Genomic DNA, 18396 nt, shown 5'->3' on the forward strand with positions numbered 1-18396 from the left:
GACAGAGCGCCGCACGCTTGAAGGCGGCGCTCTGTGTTTTTCGGCAGCCAACAACCGCCATCAAGGACATAGCGCCATGGAAAACACCCTATGACAAAATCGCGCATATCACTTACGCTGCTTACAGCCGCCTTGGCCGTTATCCTTTCCGCCTCTACATGTGTTGCAGACAGCACGGAAAAGATAATAAGGAAATATACCTACAGGGATAACGCGCCGTACTCGATAACGCTTAAGGCAACATCGCAAAAGAACTTCGTCTTCGCCGTTGTCGGGGACTCGGGCTCCGGCAACAAAGAGCAGTTCGAGGTTGCAAACGAGATACTAAAGGCCGCCCCGGAGTTCATAATCCACACCGGCGACGTCGTCTACATGACAGGCGAATGGGAACACTATCTGGACAAATTCGTAGAGCCCTACGAAAAGCTCCTTAAAAAGGGCATCCCCTTCTACCCGGTGCCGGGCAACCACGACTACATAGAAAACGACGGCGAGGGCTTCAGAGCGTATTTCCTAACTCTCCCGAACCGCTACTACACGATAAAGGCCGGGGATATCGAATTCTTCATGCTCGACTCTAACACGATAGAAGAAGGCGACAAAGAACAGCTCGAATGGCTGGAGACTGCGCTTAAAAATTCAAGGGCCGCATTCAAGATAGCGGTCATGCACCACCCATTCTACTCAAGCGGTTTTCACGGCAATACCGAAACGGTAACAAAAGCCCTTCACGCTATATTCGAAAAAAACAACGTCTCCCTTGTGCTCTCCGGCCACGACCACGACTACGAACGCTCAAAAGACGGCCAGGTTACGCACATTGTAACAGGAGGAGGCGGAGCAATGCTCTACAACAAACCGAGACCGCCGCACAAGTTCTCGGTCAAATTCGTCGAGACCTTTCATTTTCTCAAGGTAACAGTTGAAAAAGACCTGCTAAGGATACAGGCCATAGACTTTAAAGGCAGCGAGATAGATTCCTTTGAAATAAAGCCGCACCGCTAAGGCTCTGCATGACGACACGCGCACTTACCATCCTGCTGATACCGGCAATCTGCCTGGCGCTTTCGCTGCCCCACGAGGCTTCGGCAGGCGACAGACTTAAACTTTTCGAGCAAAGCGCCACCTCACACACGCACGCACAGTCCGAAAACCAGGGCTCCGTGGACATCAACGCTACTAGCATGTCTGTCGCGTCATCGGAAGACAGCAGTTTATGCTACGCTTTACCAGAACTCTGCGCCACAGCGATAATAGCTACGGCAACCGTCGCCGCCCTTATATACGGCGGAGCAGGAAGCCTTGATTACGCGGCAGGCTCTGACCTTACCGATATTGCCTCGGACGGCGCACGGGATTTCGGAGAGAGCGTTGTCCCATTTTTGCGGCTCGACGTAAACCGCGGCTACATACCGGGAAATATCTCGGCAATAGACGCCAGGGCAGAGGCCGGGTTCGGCCCCCTTGCCTTCGAGATACAAAAAACCTTTTACAATGAAAACGCGCCATCCCACTCTCTTGTTATCACAAAAAAACACGGCCTCTTTCGCATGCTCTTTCTGCCGCAGATAGAAGCCGACATAGGGCTCGGCTCGGTCAGAATCAAAGGCACCGAAACAAACACAGGGCATTCCTTTACCGCCCGCGTTCTCATATATCCTATAAAGGACATTGGCATCGAAGTGCGGCCCGTGTGGTACACCATAAACGGCAACCATACTGCAGAGGGCGACGTTTCTATAAACGCAGGACTTGGCTACGTCATGCTCCGCGCAGGATACCACTGGATGACGACCACGAGAGAGCCGCTAAACGGATACTTCGTCGGCGTATCCGCTGTCTTTTAGATAAAACCCTATCAGGCCTTGAAGGTCAAAAGAAGGGCAAGCGTCAGGGCAAAGCTCAAGCCAAAGCAGCATGCGGCCGAAATTGCAAAGCGCTTTGGCGGGGTTATGGGCACGTCGAGGCTACGGGTTGCGGCAATGAAAAATCTTTCTACGAGCGCGAATACAGAGGCCGCGACACAAAGCACACCGAGGCCCCATACAATCTCATACCCCAGAAAGAAAAGCGCCACAGGGATAACCATATTAAGCGCGGCCCACGAAAACATACGGGCAAGAACGCGGCACGTAACCATGCGAAAGCAGGCTACGTCGTCCGCAATAATAACCACGGCAAAACCCGCATATAGAACAAATGCTATTATAAAAACTATCTTGGTCACCTAGCTACCTCCTTTTCCCCACCCCTACGCGCTTACAGTATTTGAATATTGCGCACTCCGAGCAGCGCGGGCTAACAGGAGTACAAATATTTTGCCCGTATGCGACAAGATAGTCGTTAATCGGTATCCAGTAACGGCCCGGCAGTTTCTTCCTTAACGCAAACTCGGTTGCTTCCGGGTTCTTCGTCCTCACATAACCCCAACGGTTCGTAATCCGATGCACATGCACGTCAACACAGATACCGGGCTTGCCAAAACCCAGCGTAACGACAAGATTAGCGGTCTTTCTGCCGACCCCTTTAAGGGTGAGAAGCTCATCGATTGAATCCGGCACACTGCCGTTATATTTCTTGATTATATCAAGAGAAAGATTCCTTATTACCTTTGCCTTTGTCCTGTAGAACCCGGCCGGGTAGATGAGCTTTTCAATTACTACGGGCGTAAGTGCTGCCATTTTGGCCAAAGTCTTTGCCCTCTCGAAGAGCCTTGCCGACGCTCTTGCCGTAACATCGTCCTTTGTCCTCAAGCTTATAACGCATGACACGAGCACGCGAAACGGGTCTTTTGTCCTTTCGGACACGACCGTAACGGCCGGTGTCTTAAGCCGTGAGTATTCTTTTTTAAGGATGGAAAAAACTTTTATGAGGTCGGCATTGCGCATACGGTAAATTCTATCATACACGCACTGCTAAAATAAACAGAGGGAACCTTCCTCTAAGAAAGGTTCCCTCAAATTATCCGTTCTTCTATATTCTGCTTACCGCGAAACCTTCCTTGGAAGGTTTCGCGGTACCTTACTTACATCATGTCCATGCCGCCGCCCATACCGCCCATGCCGCCCATTCCAGGCATACCGCCCGGCATGCCGCCCTTATCCTCCTTGGGCTTTTCGGCAATCATGGCCTCGGTGGTGAGAAGCAGCCCGGCTATTGAAGACGCGTTCTGAAGCGCTATCCTCGATACCTTGGTCGGGTCTATGACTCCCGCCTTCACGAGGTCCTCGTACTCCTCGCTTGCGGCGTTGAAGCCGAATGCGCCCTTACCGCCCTTTACCTTCTCGACAACGATGGAGCCTTCGCCGCCTGCGTTGGCAACTATCTGGCGTATCGGCTCCTCAAGGGCCCTTCTTACGATGTTCACGCCAAACTGCTTATCGCCCTCGAGCTTCATCTTCTCAACTGCCTCGAGCGCACGAAGGTACGCTACACCGCCGCCAGGAACAACACCTTCCTCAACAGCTGCCCTTGTTGCGTGAAGAGCGTCCTCGACCCTGGCCTTCTTCTCCTTCATCTCTGTTTCGGTAGCAGCGCCGACATTTATTACGGCAACTCCGCCAACGAGCTTTGCGAGCCTCTCCTGGAGCTTTTCCTTGTCGTAGTCAGAGGTGCTTTCCTCTATCTGCGCCCTTATCTGCTTAACCCTGGCGTCGATTACGTCCTTCTTGCCTGCGCCGTCGATGATTGTGGTGTTCTCCTTGTCGATTACCACTCTCTTTGCCCTGCCAAGGTCCTTTATGTCGAGAGTCTCGAGCTTTATACCAAGCTCTTCGGCAATGAGCTTGCCGTTTGTGAGAGCTGCTATGTCCTCGAGCATGGCCTTACGCCTGTCGCCAAAGCCAGGGGCCTTTACAGCTGCCGCGTGGAGCGTGCCACGAAGCTTATTTACGACGAGGGTGGCAAGCGCTTCGCCCTCGACGTCCTCGGCGATAATCACAAGGGGCTTGCCAAGCTTCGCGATTTTCTCGAGCACGGGGAGAAGGTCCCTCATGCTGGAAATCTTTTTCTCGTTAATGAGGATGAAGGCGTCCTCGAGCACGCACTCCATTCTCTCTGCATCGGTCACGAAGTAGGGAGAAAGGTATCCCCTGTCGAACTGCATGCCCTCGACAACGTCGAGCACTGTTTCCATGCCCTTTGCCTCTTCGACTGTGATAACGCCCTCTTTGCCGACCTTATCCATTGCCTCGGCTATGATTTCGCCGATTGTGGTATCGCCGTTAGCGGATATGGTGCCGACCTGCGCGATTTCCTTTTTCTCCTTAATCGGCTTGGAAAGCTTTTTAAGGCTGTCTGTTGCGCTCTCTACGGCCTTTTCTATGCCCCTCTTAAGTTCCATCGGGTTGTGGCCTGCGGCAACGAGCTTACTGCCCTCGCGAAAAATTGCCTGCGCAAGGACTGTCGCGGTGGTGGTGCCGTCTCCGGCGATGTCGCTTGTCTTGCTCGCTACTTCCTTTACCATCTGCGCGCCCATGTTCTCGAACTTATTCTCAAGCTCTATTTCCTTTGCAACCGAGACTCCGTCCTTTGTGATGACCGGGGAGCCAAAGCTCTTCTCGATTACGACGTTACGGCCCTTGGGCCCAAGCGTTACCTTTACGGTATCGGCCAGAATATTTACGCCGCGTAGAATTGCGCCCCTGGCGCTTTGGCCAAAGATGATTTCTTTTGCTGACATTTGAAGTTCCCTCCTTGGATTATATGGTTTAAAAAAACCTTAGCCCTCGACAACGCCGAGGATGTCTTCTTCCCTCATTATGAGGAGCTCTTCGCCCTTCACCTTGATTTCCGTGCCCGCGTACTTGGAGAATATCACCTTGTCGCCCTTTTTGACGTTAAGCGGGGTGACCTTGCCGGTCTCATCCGACTTGCCCGGGCCTGCTGCGATAATCGTGCCCTCTGCCGGGGCCTCTTTTGCGGTATCCGGGATGATGATGCCTCCCTTTGTCACTTCCTCTTCCGCGAGCCTTTTCACTATCACGCGGTCATGTAGCGGTCTGATCTTCATTACATTTTCCTCCTTTTGATTTATGTGCTATTTTTCTTAAATAAAACCGCCCCACGATAGATAATGGGGCGAAGCCGCACTCGTGCGGGGAAAGCCTTAACAAATATAGGGTCAGTAACTGCTTTTGTCAAGGGGTATTTTGGCAGACGGGCGGCAAGCCTGCCAAGTTGCTGATTTTAGAGTGGTTTTTTGAACATGTTGACAAAAAACTTGCCGGGGCAGCCTTGTTTTCCATCTCAAAGGCCGCCCCGGCAGCTGCGGGGAGGAGGGCGCAGAAGAAGACGCCTATTTTGCTGTCTTTGCCGCGAGCTTCACAAGCTTTACGAACTCAGCCCTGTACCCGGACTTGTCTTCGCCCTTTGAGGACGCGGCAAGCCTTGCAACGTCTTCGAGCGTATAATCACCAGTATACCTGCCGCCTTTAAGTATCTCGCCAAATGCCGCAACAGATGCTGCAAACCTCGACTCAACAGGCGCAGCCTCGACTGTCCGCGCTTCATCCTTTACGGTGATGGCCTTCTCTAATTCGCGCCCGGTCTTTTCACCAGGGACCTTATAGCGCAGCCTAAGATACGCATAGTCGGTTTTGTTTCCACTGATTTTTTTGCCTTCGCCCTCATCCGAGCCGTAGCGAAGCGGCTCTACGAGCGCGGCCTTCGAGCCAACGGGCGTGATTTCATATATGGCCGTCACAGCATGACCGCTTCCGATGTCTCCTGCATCGACCTTGTCGTTACGGAAATCCTCGCGGTTTAGCATCCTTGTTTCGTACCCTATCAGCCTGTACTCCGCGACCATAGCCGGGTTGAACTCAATCTGGATTTTTACGTCATTGGCAATCGTAAAGAGCGTTGAGGCAGCCTCCTCGACAAGCGCCTTTCTTGCCTCGTCTATTGTATCTATGTAGGCCGCGTTGCCGTTACCATAGTGCGCGAGCTTTTGCATGAGCTCGTCGTTATAGTTGCCCTCGCCAAAACCGAGCACAGAGAGATACACGCCCGTTTCCCTCTTATTCTCGATGTAGCTTTGAAGCTCGTTCGTATTCGTTATGCCGACGTTAAAGTCTCCGTCTGTTGCGAGTATCACTCTATTGACGGCCTTCTTATCGAAGTTCTCCTCTGCAAGCGAGTACGCAAGCTTTAAGCCCGCTCCGCCTGCTGTCGAGCCGCCGGCCTGGAGCCTTTCGAGTGCATTATATATCTTTGTCTTCTCCGCTGCCTTCGTGGGCTCAAGCACAACGCCGGCTGCTCCTGCGTACACGGCAATGGCAACGGTATCGTTCTTATCAAGCTCTCCGACAAGGAGCTTTAGAGAGCTTACGAGAAGCGGAAGCTTATCAGGGCTGTTCATGGAGCCCGACACGTCCACAAGAAACACAAGGTTGGCCCTCGGCTTTTCCCTGCTTACGATGTCATAGCCCTTTATGCCTATGTGCACGAGCTTTTTATCCTTGTCCCAAGGAGAGGGCATCACGGAAACATTGGGCAAAAACGGCTTGGACCTGCTGCCCGGAAGCTCGTAGTCGTAGTCGAAGTAGTTTATGAGTTCCTCTGTGCGCACTGCGTCAGCTTGGGGCCAATGGCCCTCGCGAATGCTGCGTCTTACGAATGCGTAGGATGCCGTGTCAACGTCTATGGAGAAGGTCGAGACAGGCTCGTCCTTTGCGACTTTTACCGGGTTTATTTCCTTGTGCTCGAACTTATTTCTGCCTTCATCCTTATAATACTGCGGCTTTGCCTCAACAGGCACTGTAGACGGCGACATCAGATAATGTCGGCCCTCATCGCCCGCCACCTTTTCCTTCTTCGCAAGCAAGCCGACCTTTGCCCGCGAATCCGCAAAAGGAGCTGCGGACGAAACCTTGGCATCCATAGATTCCGTAGCCATTTCATCCATGCTTATGTCTCCACGACCTTCGCCTGCCGCAAAATCCGCCTTTGGCGCGACAACACCGTGAATCTCTTTATCTGCCGGCACAGGCGGAGCAGACTTTGCCACGGCAACAGACGGCGGTACGGAAACCTGCTTACCCACATCGCCTGCCGGATAACGAAGCGGCGCATCCTGCTTTGCCTCCGGGGCAGACGCTACCGTAGACGGCCTCTTTACATCGACCTCTGCCGGAGCGCTTGCAACCGTAACTATTTTACCTGACTTAAACTGCGGCATAATGAACGCAAACCCTACGACCAGAACCAGTACTGCTGCTGCCATGCCTGTAAGCGCCTTCATAACGGGTATACCTCCAAAGAATTTATTTATACCCGTTGGACGCTCCTCGTCCTCAAAAGCTTTGGCAGCCTTCGACCTTTTCTTCGCGGCGTCGAATTCCTCCATCGCAGCCTTTATGCTTTCGTCCTTCTTCTTGTCGTCCGGAAGCGGCACGTTCATATCCTTTAGCAATTTTTCTATGTCGCTCTTCTTCATGCCCCGGCCCCTTTCTCAAGCATCTCCGAGAGCCTGCGCTTTGCCTCGAACACGCGCCAGGCAACTGTCGTAACGGCGCACCCGAGAACCTTCGCCGCCTCTGCGTGGCTAAGCCCCTCGCTTACAACCAAAAGGAGCGCGTCCTTTAGTTTATCCGAGAGCCTGCCTATCGCAGCCATGAGCGCGTCCTTTTCCTCGCTTCTCTCAGGGATACCCTCATCGGCTGCTGACGCGCCGAGGCTCTCGCTTACATACGCTTCCTCATACTTTCTCTTAACCGAATTCCTTCTGTGAAAATCCTTTGCCGCGTTAACGGTAACCCTGTAGAGCCAGGTCTTTACGTCCGATTCGCTCCTGAAGGTGTCTATCGATCTCGCAAGCTTCATAAGGGATTCCTGGGTAATGTCCTCTGCGTCTGCCTTTACGCCGGACCACTTGAAGGCAGTACGGTAGATAAGCCCGTAGTGGCGCTCGGCAAAGAGGCCAAACGCCTCCCTGTCGCCCGAGGCGGCCATTTTTACGAGCTCTATGTCAGAGACCCCTGTCATCGGCTATAGCTCCGTATATTGGACGCGTGAAAAAGGAAAACCTTTGATTTTTTGTTGGAGGCGACGCGACAGCGCCGAAATCCCTTATTTTTCAAGATATTAGAAAGGCCAAAGGCGGGCTCGCCACTAACGCTTAATCTTTACCGACTCTATTATGCCAAAGAAATCTTCGTTAAAGGTGTCGGTGCCGGTCTGCGGGCCCATAAATGATATAACAAACGCAGAGGACCCTCTGGGAACAAGGTATATGCGCATAAAGGTCTTGTAGCTTCTGCCATCGTTAGTGAATACCGAGTACGCGGCCTCTGCCACCGCGGCAGTCATGCCATCCACGGTCGAATCCATTACCCCGCTTAATATGGAAAACTCATAAAACACGTCCTCGTATTTATCAAGGAGCATGGTGAGCAGTTCCTTTGCCCCCTTACCGGAAACAGCGCCAAGCGGCACCATGATGACCTGCGCCGAAGTATTCAAGCTCTCGTAGCCATCGTCATGTTTTACCATGACGACAAGAGGGGCCTCGGCTTTTTCCTTTATCTTTTTATCGGTCTCCTCGTCGCCGAGCCTGACGCGGTCCCTGTTCCTTTTTATCGTTTCGGATGAAAGAAACCGCCAGGACGGCGGCTTTTCTATCGAGAACCCGGCTGCGGCATTTGAAAACCTGTTTGCAGGCGGCTCTTCGCCGTAACAAACCACGGCAGCCGAAAAAATCAACCCGGCAGATATAGCAGCCAGCAAACCTCGAATCCCCATATAAGCGCCTGTCCCCTGCCTGTAACCCAAAAGGCCTTTTAATCCTTCTTCGTAACCCTTATGGAAAGCTCATCAAGCTGCTTTTTATCGACCTCGCCCGGGGCCTCGCTCATGGGGCAAAAGCCCTTTTGGGTCTTTGGGAAGGCTATGACGTCGCGAATCGACTCGCTTGCAGTCATTATGGCTATCAGGCGGTCGAGGCCAAATGCTATGCCGCCGTGCGGCGGCGTGCCGAAGCTAAGCGCGTCAAGAAGGAAGCCGAACTTCTGCCTTGCCTCTGCTTCTCCTATGCCGAGAAGCCCGAATATCTTCGACTGCACAGCACTCGAATGTATCCTTATCGAGCCTCCGCCTATCTCGCTTCCGTTTAGCACAAGGTCGTAGGCCTTTGCTCTGGCAGAAAGCATGCCGTCCTTGTTGGAGGAGTCGAGCTTGTCGACATCCTCGTCAAGCGGCGAGGTAAAGGGATGGTGCATGGCCTGAAAACGCTTTTCGTCGTCGTTATACTCGAACATCGGAAAGTCCGTTACCCAGACGAAGTTATAGCCGGTCTTCGGAAGCACGGAAAGCCTTCTTGCCATCTCAAGCCTTAATCTTCCGAGCACGGTGTTTACGATACCTGGCTTATCTGCGGAGAAAAGAAGCAGATCTCCCTTCTTTGCCTCGAGCGTCTTTTCTATCGCGGCCTTTTCATCGTCCTTAAAAAACTTTGCAATAGGCGACTGCCAGCCTTCGTCAGTCAATTTCACCCACGCAAGCCCCTTTGCGCCGTACACCGCCGCAAATGCCGTCAGGTCATCAAGGTCCTTTCTGGATAAAGTTGCTCCGCCGGAAGCATTTATGGCCTTTACAAGTCCTCCGGAACTTGCGACTTCGGCAAAGACCTTCAAGCCGCAGCCCCTTGCTATGGAGGTTAAATCCTTAAGCTCCATTCCAAAACGCGTATCAGGCGCGTCGAGACCGAACCTGCCCACAGCGTCTGCGTAACTAAGCCTCGGTATGGGCAACTTTACCTCCACACCCATAACCTCCTTAAAGACCGTTGCCATCAGCCCTTCCATACACTCGATGACGTCGTCTTTCTCGACAAAGCTCATCTCCGCGTCTATCTGCGTGAACTCGGGCTGGCGGTCTGCCCTAAGGTCCTCGTCTCGAAAGCACTTTACGATTTGAAAGTAACGGTCATACCCCGATATCATTAGTATCTGCTTGAATATCTGCGGGGACTGGGGAAGAGCGAAGAACGCGCCCTTGGTTAAGCGGCTTGGCACGAGAAAGTCCCTTGCGCCCTCGGGCGTGCTCTTTGTTAGCATCGGGGTTTCCATCTCGAGAAAACCCCTGGCAGAGAGGTAGTTCCTCGCTATCATGGCGACCTGGTGTCTTAGCATGAGGTTGAACTGGAGCTTTGGCCTTCTAAGGTCAAGATAGCGATACTTTAGCCGCACGTCCTCTCCGGCATCGGTGTCATCCTCGACCATGAACGGCAACGTTGCGGCATCGCTAAGGATTTTAAGCTCCGAGCACTTTACCTCTATCTTTCCGGTCTTAAGCTCCTGGTTCTCGGTGCCCTCCGGGCGCGGCGATATAGCGCCCTTTACCGCGATGACGAACTCGTTACGTATGGAATGCGCCTTTTTATGCGCATCTGGCTGCTCTTCCGGATTGAACACCAGCTGCACCAGGCCGCTTCTGTCGCGCATATCCACGAATATCAGCCCCCCGTGGTCGCGCCTACGCTGGACCCAGCCCATCAGCGTTACCGTGTCGCCGGCCTTTAACGCGGCCGAATCGGCAGCGTAACAACTCCTTTTCCATCCTCCGAGACTTTCCAAGGCAATACCTCCGCACAAACTCTATTTACGGCGGCCAAGACCGAAACAAGACCGGCACACCGCCATACCAAGCCTAATTATATACCATAATATCCGGTTTCATTGCAATCGGCAAAGCAGTATTTTTAGCTTGACAAAAGACCCGTATGTCTGGATATAATAGGGGCACTATTGCTTCCCTGCCGGAAATAAAAAACTAAGATATTCGATTGTTTATAAATAAGAAGGAGGATATTTAATGAAGACAAAAATATTTTTAGCGCTTCTCTTGGCCGGCATCCTTGGCGCGTTTCTCATGCCGAGCCCGTCCGAGGCCGAGTACGGCGACATCGTAATGGAAGGCAAGGCCGAGGCGGTAAAGGCCGGCGGCGTCAACCAGGTCGTGTTCCCGCACTGGTTCCACAGGATAAGGTTCAAGTGCAAGGTGTGCCACGAAGAGATATTCATAATGAAGAAGGGCTCCAACGACATAAACATGGGGCTCATAATGGAAGGCAAGTTCTGCGGAAAGTGCCACGACGGCAATATAGCATGGGCGGCCTTCGACTGCGCAAAGTGCCATTCGTATGAAGGCGCAGCAAAGTAACTCGCGCAAAAGCCAATCCAAGGAGGAATTTTATAATGAAGGATAAAATCAACAGATCTCTTTCTCTTAAGGCGGCGCTCCTTGCCTTCGCCTTTATCGTTGCAGGATACATCGCCTACGCTCCGGTAAACGAGGCCGTGTCAGCGCAGAAAAAGGCCGACCCAAACGTATCGCCGGTGGTGGACCCGAAAAACCCCAATAGCGTACTCTACCTCGACAAGGCCGGAAACATCGCGGGCACAGGCGACCCGTCGAAGAAGGCGCCGGTAACGCACGTAATAGCGCTTTCCGACCCGAGCATACCGAAGGACAAATACGGCAACGCCGACTGGGTAAAGCTCGTAAACTCAGGCGCCATATCGCCAAAGGGCTCGCTCGACGGCGGAGAGGACATGCCGCCTCTAGACATGGACGTCATAATAAAGAGCAAGACACCGTCGGTAGGTGACGTGAAATACCCTCACTCCATACACACGTACTGGTTCACCTGCGACAACTGCCACCCTGCGATATTCATCCCTGCGGCAGGCACGAACAACATGAACATGGCGGGCATTGCCAAGGGAGAGTGGTGCGGAAAGTGTCACGGCAAGGTCGCCTTCGAGCTTAAGGATTGCGCAAGGTGCCACATACCCAAAAAGACAGAGGCCGCAGCGCCAGCAGCAGCCCCGGCAAAGAAAAAGAAGTAAAACAGGCTTAAACCTCTACGCATTAAGATAAAATACAAAAGGGGCGGCATGAAGCCGCCCCTTTTTTTATCCTGCTCTCAAGCCCTTAGAAGCGAGGCCGCTGCCTCGTCCGTAAACCATACAAGCTCGCCTTCAGAAAGCCGTATGCCGGAGGCCGGACAGTCGGCTATGGACACGTCCTTTGAAAGGGCCGTTTTAAGGGCTCCGGCCTTAACTTCGCCGCTTACGAGAAACGCGGCCGCATGGGCAGCGTTGGTAAGGCTAAATGTAGCGGTCACGCGCCATGAATCAAGGCGGTTTACGTAATTTCCGGCAACAAGCCGCTTATCTTCACTTAACGCCTTTGTGCCTGGAAATAGGGAAAGCGTGTGGCAGTCTTCGCCAAGCCCAAGCAGCACGAGGTCGAAGCGCGGCGTTTCTTTGGGGTCCGCGCAAAAAAACTCCCTTACCTCTGCCTCGTAGATGGCAGCGGCCTTTGCCGGCTCTTCCTCGCCCTTTATACGGTGTATGTTTTTTTGATTTATGCCAAGCGGCAGGAAAAGCGCCTCATTGGCCATACGGAAATTACTGTCCTTACTACCAGGCGCAACGCACCTCTCGTCGCCAAAGAAGAAGTGAACCTTATTCCAATCAACTCGCCCTGCGTTTTCCTTTGACGCGAGAAGCCTGTACAAGAGAACCGGGGTTGAACCGCCAGACAGTGCAACTGCAACACGCCCACTCTTTTCTATGGCAGCCACTGCCTTTTCAAAAAAGAACTCTGCCGCCTTATTACTTAAACCGTCGATGTCCTTTGAAACCACGAGCCTCATCTTTAAAGCCCTGATAGAGCGGCGCCGTAGAGCGCGCACTTGTCGTTCATAACGGCCTTAACGGGAATATCCTTCATAAAGGCCCTGAACCTGCCCTTGGCGTGGAAAGCGCGGATAAAGGCCTTGTCCTTTTTTAGCGCCGTGATGATTTTTGGCGCGATGCCTCCGCCAATGAACACGCCTCCTGTTGAAAGCGTTTTTAGAGCCATGTTCCCTGCCTCGGCGCCAAGCACCGACATAAAGACCTCAAGCGCCTTTTTACATACCTTGTCGCCGCCCTTACGCATGGCCTCGCCGGATATCACGGCTGCCTTATCGTCTACATTAAAACGTTCTTTTGTTCGAGGAGGGACTTCCCTTCCGGACATTAGAAAATCATAGATATCGCCTATGCCTCTACCAGAAAGCACTCTTTCATAGCTCACGTGCCCGTATTTTTTTCTAAGGAACAAAAGTAGCGCATCCTCTGTCTTGTTTTGCGGCGCAAAGTCCGCGTGCCCGCCCTCAGTTGCAACGACCGTGCAACACGTGCCGACAAGAGCGGCCTCACCAAGCCCCGTGCCTGGAGCTACCATGACGATATTGCCTTGCCTTGCCCTGCCTTTTTGAAGCACCGAGAAATCGGAGACATTAAGCGCGCCAACACCAATTACAGCGGCCTCAAGGTCGTTTAGAAGAACTGCTCGCTTAAAGCCGTACTTTTTCGCTATTACATTGGCATCTATCTTCCAGTCGATATTGACAAGAACAGCGCGGTTATTATTTACGGGCGCGGCAACGGCAATGGCCAGGCTTTCGGTCTTTGGCACAAGGGTAAGAAACGCGCGCACCACAGCCTCTGCACTCCCGAACTCGGAATTCTTAAACCTCCCGAACACAAGCTCGATGAGCCGCCCCTTCTTGTCTATTCCAAAGGCAGCTGCATTGGTCTTTGTTCCGCCTATGTCAAATGCTATAACGCGCGGTTTCATGGTAAGGGATAGAGAAAACTAACTTTTCTTTACTGCGTGGCCGCCAAATTCCTGCCTTAGCGCGGCAAGCACCTTTTCTCCAAAGGAATCCTCCTGCCTCGATCTAAAACGCCTGAAAAGCGATTCGGTTATCACAGGCGCGCTCACGCCAAGCTCGACCGCCTCGTTCACCGTCCATCTACCTTCGCCCGAATCATCGACATAGCCCTTTATGTTCTTTAGCCCCGGGTCTTTCGTAAGCGCGCTTTCTAAAAGCTCGAGAAGCCACGACCTCACGACACTTCCCCGGTTCCAGAGCCCGGCCACCTTCGATAAGTCAACGCCGTCTTTATAGCGAGACTCATTTATTATCTCGAACCCTTCGCCGTATGCCTGCATAAGGCCGTACTCGATGCCGTTATGCACCATCTTCACAAAGTGCCCTGCCCCGGGCAGGCCGCAGTACAGGTAGCCGTCCTTCGGGGCAAGGGTTTTAAACACAGGCTCTAATGTATCGAAGTCCTTTTTCTCGCCGCCTATCATCAGGCAATAGCCGACCTCCAGGCCCCAGATGCCGCCGCTCGTGCCGACATCCATATAGTTGATGCCGTCCTCGAGTAAATCGCCATAACGCCTGATGTCGTCTTTATAAAAGGTGTTTCCGCCGTCTATGAGTATATCACCCTTTGAAAGATGCTTTCTAAGCCCCCGTATCATCTCCTCGGTTGCCTCTCCCGCAGGGACCATCATCCATATGATGCGCGGCGGCTTCAAAGCGTCTACGAGTTCCTTCAGGTTAGCCACCCCTGTTGCGCCGCTTCTTTCGGCCTCTTCGATTTTCTTTTTATCTCTCGTATAGGCGATGACCTCGTGGCCGCCAAGAAGCAGCCGCTTGGTCATGTTCATGCCCATCCTGCCGAGCCCGACCATGGCAATACGCATAAAACCCTCCGTTCGTATGCTAAAGAAAACCTACTTAAGCGCGGCCTTAATAAGCGCGGCTGCGCTTTCCAGCGAGACCGCCACCTTACCCTTCAAAACAAAGAGCGCCGCGGCCTTGCCCTTTGCGCCAAGAGCGTCCATGTCGCCAAGAAGCTGCGCCCTCTCGAGTGAGGCAAACGAATACGCCTTCCCGGGTATTGACGCATCCACTCCGCCATCCGATATCATAAAGAAAAACGCGCCGCCCCTTGGCCCGCCCTTATGGAGCTGCCCTGTGGAATGCAGGTAGCGCGGGCCAAAGCCGAAAAGGGTCGTCTTCTTGGTCTTTAGCAGCACGGCCTTTCTCACGGCATCAAGCGGCCCCTTAAGAGCCGCGTCGTCCATATCAAGATAAGGCAGGAGCGCCAGGTACGAGCCTTTTTTAAGCGAGGTAAATATTTTTTTCAACGCGTCTTTGGGCTTTCTGCCCACACCCGTTATCCTCTGGCCGGGCTTGTTTATATAAACAGCCATATCCTTATCGTCGAGTATCATTCTATACGGTATGCCGGAGGCCTTATTTTTCTCGAAATCGCCGAGCACTGCCCTTGCCCTCTTCTTCGCGTCTTCGACGTCGGGCTGGTCAAACGGGTTTATACCGAGTATAGACCCTGCCGCAGCGGTTGCAACCTCCCACCTTACCATTTCTCCCGCTATATCGTAGGCGTCGTCAAGGGTTATGGAAACGACCGGCTGCCTCCTTTTTATGAGAGAGGCCGCGGCTCCCGGCTCCTTTTTGCCCTTTAGCCCTATTGTAACGAACACGCGATCAGATGAGTACGCGGCCTCTGTAACCCTCGGCTCGCCGCTTACAGGAACGATGCCCTTACGCTCCTTACCCGTGCTTTCCGCTATGAGCTGCTCGAGCCAGAGAGAAAAGCTCTCAAGCTCGGGGGCAAGAAAGAACGTCACCTTATTTCTTCCGGCCTTGGCAAGCCCGCCAAGCGCCCCTCCGAGAACCGCACCCGGGCTAAATACCTCTTTAACTCCGGGAGAGCATTCGGAGAGCATCTGAAGCGCGGAGGATAAAAACTTCTTTATGTCAACGCCGATTAACGCCGCAGGCACAAGGCCGAAGTAAGAAAGCGCGGAGTAGCGCCCGCCTATGTCAGAGCGGTTTACGAAGGTCTTTCTAAACCCCGCCTTCCTGGCAAGGGACTCGAGCACCGTGCCCGGGTCGGTTATGGCGACAAAGTTACTTCCCGCGCCCTTGCCCTTTACATTCTTTACCTTGTCGAGGAAATATTCGTAGAGGCAGTTTGGTTCTATGGTGGTGCCGGATTTGCTTGCGACTATGAAAAGCGTTTTTGCGGCGTTTACAGATTTCTCGACACGCCTTATTGCAGCGGGGTCGGTCGAGTCGAGCACATGGAGCCTAAGAAAGCCGTGCCGCACGCCTAGAATATCCTTATATACCAGTGGCGCAAGGCTCGATCCTCCCATGCCAAGAAGCACGGCGTCGGTAAACCCGGCGCTACGCGCCTCTTCGGCAAATGCCGTGAGCTCGTCTGCCTTTACCTTCATCAGCCCCGGCACAACTAGCCAGCCAAGCGAGTTTTCTATGATTGCCGCGTGTTCCGGGGTGTTTTTCCAGAGAGAGGCGTCCTTTGCCCAGAGTTTTCGAAGAAACCCCCTTCGCACAAGGCCGCTTACAGCGGTCTTTGCCAAAGAACCCGGCGCCCCGAGATTATAGCGCGCCCTGCTTCCGCCAAGGTCGTCGAAACCGCCCATCAAAGCCGCCCCTTTCCCAAAAAAGGTGTATGGTGCTGTTATGCCCTGTGCTACGCTTTACTTGCCAAGAAGCTTAAGCGCCCGGGTGCTGACATTATCCGCTGTCAGCCCGAGCTTTTCGTATATCGTCTTGTACGGCGCCGAAGCCCCGAACCTGTCTATTCCTATTACCTCGCCGTGGCTGCTCGTGTACTTATGCCATCCGTGCGTGCACCCGGCCTCTATGGCAATGCGCGTCTTTACCGTCGGCGGCAGTACCGAGTTCCTGTAGGCCTCATCCTGCTCATCGAATATATTGGTTGCCGGCATGCTGACAACCCTGGCCTTAACGCCCTTTGCCTGGAGCTTATCGTAGGCTCCAAGCGCTATCTCCACCTCCGAGCCTGTTGCAATAAGCACGACCTCGGGGGTTGAGTCGGCGCCCGCTATGACGTAGCCGCCTCTGGCAATATCTGCAACGGTTGATTTGCCGTATTTTTCCCTGTCTATCACAGGAAGGTTCTGCCTCGTAAGAGAGAGCGCCACGGGGCCCTTATTCCTCTTAAGCGCTATCCTCCATGCCTCGACCGTTTCAACCGCGTCAGCAGGCCTTAGTACCGTAAGGTTTGGCATGGCACGCAAGGCAGAGAGGTGCTCTATTGGCTGGTGCGTGGGGCCGTCCTCGCCAAGGCCGATCGAATCGTGCGTAAACACGTATATAACGTGGAAGCCCGAGAGCGCGGCAACGCGTATTGCCGGCCTCATGTAATCCGAGAACACGAGAAACGTTCCGCCGTAGGGAATAAGTATGCCGCCCTGGGCAATGCCGTTCATTATGGAGCCCATTGCGTGCTCGCGCACACCGTAATGGATATTCCTGCCGGACTTGCCGGGCTCGAACACGCCCATATCTTTTAGAAAAGTATTGTTTGACGGCGCAAGGTCTGCCGAACCGCCTATCAGGAACGGCGTCTTCTTTGCAATGGCATTGAGCACCTTTCCAGAAACGCTCCTTGTCGCAACGGCCGAGTCCTTTGCGCTAAACTTCGGAAGATCCGATTCCCAGCCCGTATCGAAGTTTCCCGATAAAATGGCCTTCACTTCCTTGGCAAGCTCAGGGAATGCCTTTTCATAATGATGGAAGTTCGAGTTCCATTCCTTTTCAAGGAACTCGCCCTTTTCAACTGCCGCGTTCATGGCCTTTGCTACTTCCTGTGGCACATGGAACTCAGGGGCGTCGTCAGGCCACCCAAGCTTCTTCTTCGCTGCCTTTGCCTCATCAGGGCCAAGCGGCGAGCCGTGGGCCTCGCTCGAGTCCTGCTTAGCGGGGCTTCCAAACCCTATGTTCGTTCTCACTATTACGAGCGAAGGTCTGGTCTTCTCTTTTCTCGCTTCGTCTATTGCGTGCGTGATACCGTCAAGGTCATTACCATCGGCCCTGACAACGTGCCACTTAAGGGCCTCGAACCTTTTCCCGACATCCTCGGTAAAGGCGATATCGGTAGAGCCTTCGATGGTTATCTTATTATCGGAATATAAATACACTATATGCCCGAGCCCGAGATGCCCTGCGATGCTCGCGGCCTCGTTCGATACGCCCTCCATTAAATCGCCGTCGCTCGTTATGGCATAAATAAAGTAATCGAACAGATTGTGGCCTGGCTTGTTATAGCGGTCTGCAAGGTATTTTTGCGCAATCGCCATGCCCACACCGTTGGCAAACCCCTGCCCAAGCGGGCCGGTAGTTGTCTCGATGCCGCGCTTCAAGTCGTACTCCGGATGCCCTGGGGTGTGACTTCCCCACTGCCGAAAATTCTTCAAGTCATCGATTGTAAGATCGTAGCCTGTAAGATGCAAAAGAGAGTAAAGCAGCATGCTGCCGTGCCCGGCAGAGAGAACAAAGCGGTCCCTTCCTGCCCATTTCGGGTTCTTCGGGCTGTGGCGTAGAAACTTTTTCCAGAGCGCATATGCCATCTTGGCATCCCCCATGGGCATGCCAGGGTGCCCGCTCTTGGCCTTTTCGACCGCGTCCACGGAGAGAAAACGTATGGTATTTATGCAAAGCTCGTCAATGTGATTGTTCTTATTTTCCAT

17 protein-coding genes are annotated in these 18396 nt (G+C 53.3%); 4 read left to right on the forward strand and 13 right to left on the reverse strand.

The annotated features are described in order from the left end of the window. The first annotated feature begins 90 nt into the window (after positions 1 to 90). Together OEV59_01925 and OEV59_01930 are read left to right on the forward strand one after the other, a co-directional pair. Positions 91 to 1005: a metallophosphoesterase gene (locus OEV59_01925; protein ID MDH4226502.1), complete on the forward strand. Its 915-nt coding sequence runs from the start codon at positions 91 to 93 to the stop codon at positions 1003 to 1005. Positions 1006 to 1013: 8 nt separating this feature from the next. Continuing rightward, complete coding sequence (locus OEV59_01930) at positions 1014 to 1847, forward strand: hypothetical protein (protein ID MDH4226503.1); 834 nt, start codon at positions 1014 to 1016, stop codon at positions 1845 to 1847. A gap of 11 nt (positions 1848 to 1858) precedes the next feature. On the opposite strand, the gene OEV59_01935 is transcribed toward OEV59_01930, so the two are convergent. From OEV59_01935 to aspS, 8 genes are all read right to left on the reverse strand, one after another. Next, positions 1859 to 2227, reverse strand: a complete 369-nt coding sequence (locus OEV59_01935) for a hypothetical protein (protein ID MDH4226504.1) — start codon at positions 2225 to 2227, stop codon at positions 1859 to 1861. Between the two features lie 4 nt (positions 2228 to 2231). Beyond that, a complete protein-coding gene (locus OEV59_01940) occupies positions 2232 to 2888 on the reverse strand; it encodes an endonuclease III (GenBank protein ID MDH4226505.1) in 657 nt (218 codons plus the stop codon). Between the two features lie 137 nt (positions 2889 to 3025). Then, a complete protein-coding gene (groL, locus tag OEV59_01945; GenBank protein ID MDH4226506.1) occupies positions 3026 to 4681 on the reverse strand; it encodes a chaperonin GroEL in 1656 nt (551 codons plus the stop codon). 39 nt (positions 4682 to 4720) lie between these two features. Beyond that, complete coding sequence (locus OEV59_01950) at positions 4721 to 5011, reverse strand: co-chaperone GroES (protein ID MDH4226507.1); 291 nt, start codon at positions 5009 to 5011, stop codon at positions 4721 to 4723. Between the two features lie 285 nt (positions 5012 to 5296). Continuing rightward, positions 5297 to 7438 carry a von Willebrand factor type A domain-containing protein gene (locus tag OEV59_01955; GenBank protein MDH4226508.1) on the reverse strand — a complete coding sequence of 714 codons (2142 nt, stop codon included), beginning with the start codon at positions 7436 to 7438 and terminating at the stop codon, positions 5297 to 5299. Further along, complete coding sequence (locus OEV59_01960) at positions 7435 to 7986, reverse strand: RNA polymerase sigma factor (protein ID MDH4226509.1); 552 nt, start codon at positions 7984 to 7986, stop codon at positions 7435 to 7437. The genes OEV59_01955 and OEV59_01960 overlap by 4 nt, the downstream gene beginning before the upstream one ends. Before the next feature lie 126 nt (positions 7987 to 8112). Next, entirely contained in the window at positions 8113 to 8727 is a 615-nt protein-coding gene (locus tag OEV59_01965; GenBank protein MDH4226510.1) for a hypothetical protein, read from the reverse strand. A 53-nt stretch (positions 8728 to 8780) separates the two neighbouring features. Continuing rightward, positions 8781 to 10574: an aspartate--tRNA ligase gene (aspS, locus tag OEV59_01970; GenBank protein ID MDH4226511.1), complete on the reverse strand. Its 1794-nt coding sequence runs from the start codon at positions 10572 to 10574 to the stop codon at positions 8781 to 8783. Between the two features lie 238 nt (positions 10575 to 10812). Here aspS and OEV59_01975 point away from each other — a divergent pair, with 238 nt between their 5' ends. Continuing rightward, a complete protein-coding gene (locus OEV59_01975; protein ID MDH4226512.1) occupies positions 10813 to 11160 on the forward strand; it encodes a hypothetical protein in 348 nt (115 codons plus the stop codon). Between the two features lie 35 nt (positions 11161 to 11195). Beyond that, complete coding sequence (locus OEV59_01980; GenBank protein MDH4226513.1) at positions 11196 to 11849, forward strand: hypothetical protein; 654 nt, start codon at positions 11196 to 11198, stop codon at positions 11847 to 11849. 77 nt (positions 11850 to 11926) lie between these two features. Here OEV59_01980 and pgl read toward each other — a convergent pair whose 3' ends face one another. The 5 genes from pgl to tkt are packed head-to-tail and all read right to left on the reverse strand — an operon-like array spanning position 11927 to position 18396. Further along, positions 11927 to 12661: a 6-phosphogluconolactonase gene (gene pgl, locus OEV59_01985; protein MDH4226514.1), complete on the reverse strand. Its 735-nt coding sequence runs from the start codon at positions 12659 to 12661 to the stop codon at positions 11927 to 11929. A gap of 2 nt (positions 12662 to 12663) precedes the next feature. Continuing rightward, positions 12664 to 13632, reverse strand: a complete 969-nt coding sequence (gene glk, locus OEV59_01990; protein MDH4226515.1) for a glucokinase — start codon at positions 13630 to 13632, stop codon at positions 12664 to 12666. Positions 13633 to 13650: 18 nt separating this feature from the next. Then, a complete protein-coding gene (gene gnd / locus OEV59_01995; GenBank protein ID MDH4226516.1) occupies positions 13651 to 14553 on the reverse strand; it encodes a decarboxylating 6-phosphogluconate dehydrogenase in 903 nt (300 codons plus the stop codon). A 30-nt stretch (positions 14554 to 14583) separates the two neighbouring features. Then, on the reverse strand, positions 14584 to 16323 hold the full coding sequence (locus OEV59_02000; GenBank protein ID MDH4226517.1) for a glucose-6-phosphate isomerase: 1740 nt from the start codon (positions 16321 to 16323) through the stop codon (positions 14584 to 14586). A gap of 57 nt (positions 16324 to 16380) precedes the next feature. Further along, positions 16381 to 18396, reverse strand: coding sequence for a transketolase (gene tkt, locus OEV59_02005; protein ID MDH4226518.1), 2016 nt, complete (start codon positions 18394 to 18396; stop codon positions 16381 to 16383).

Source organism: Deltaproteobacteria bacterium (genome assembly GCA_029858205.1).
Lineage (GTDB): Bacteria > Desulfobacterota > GWC2-55-46 > GWC2-55-46 > DRQE01 > JAOUFM01.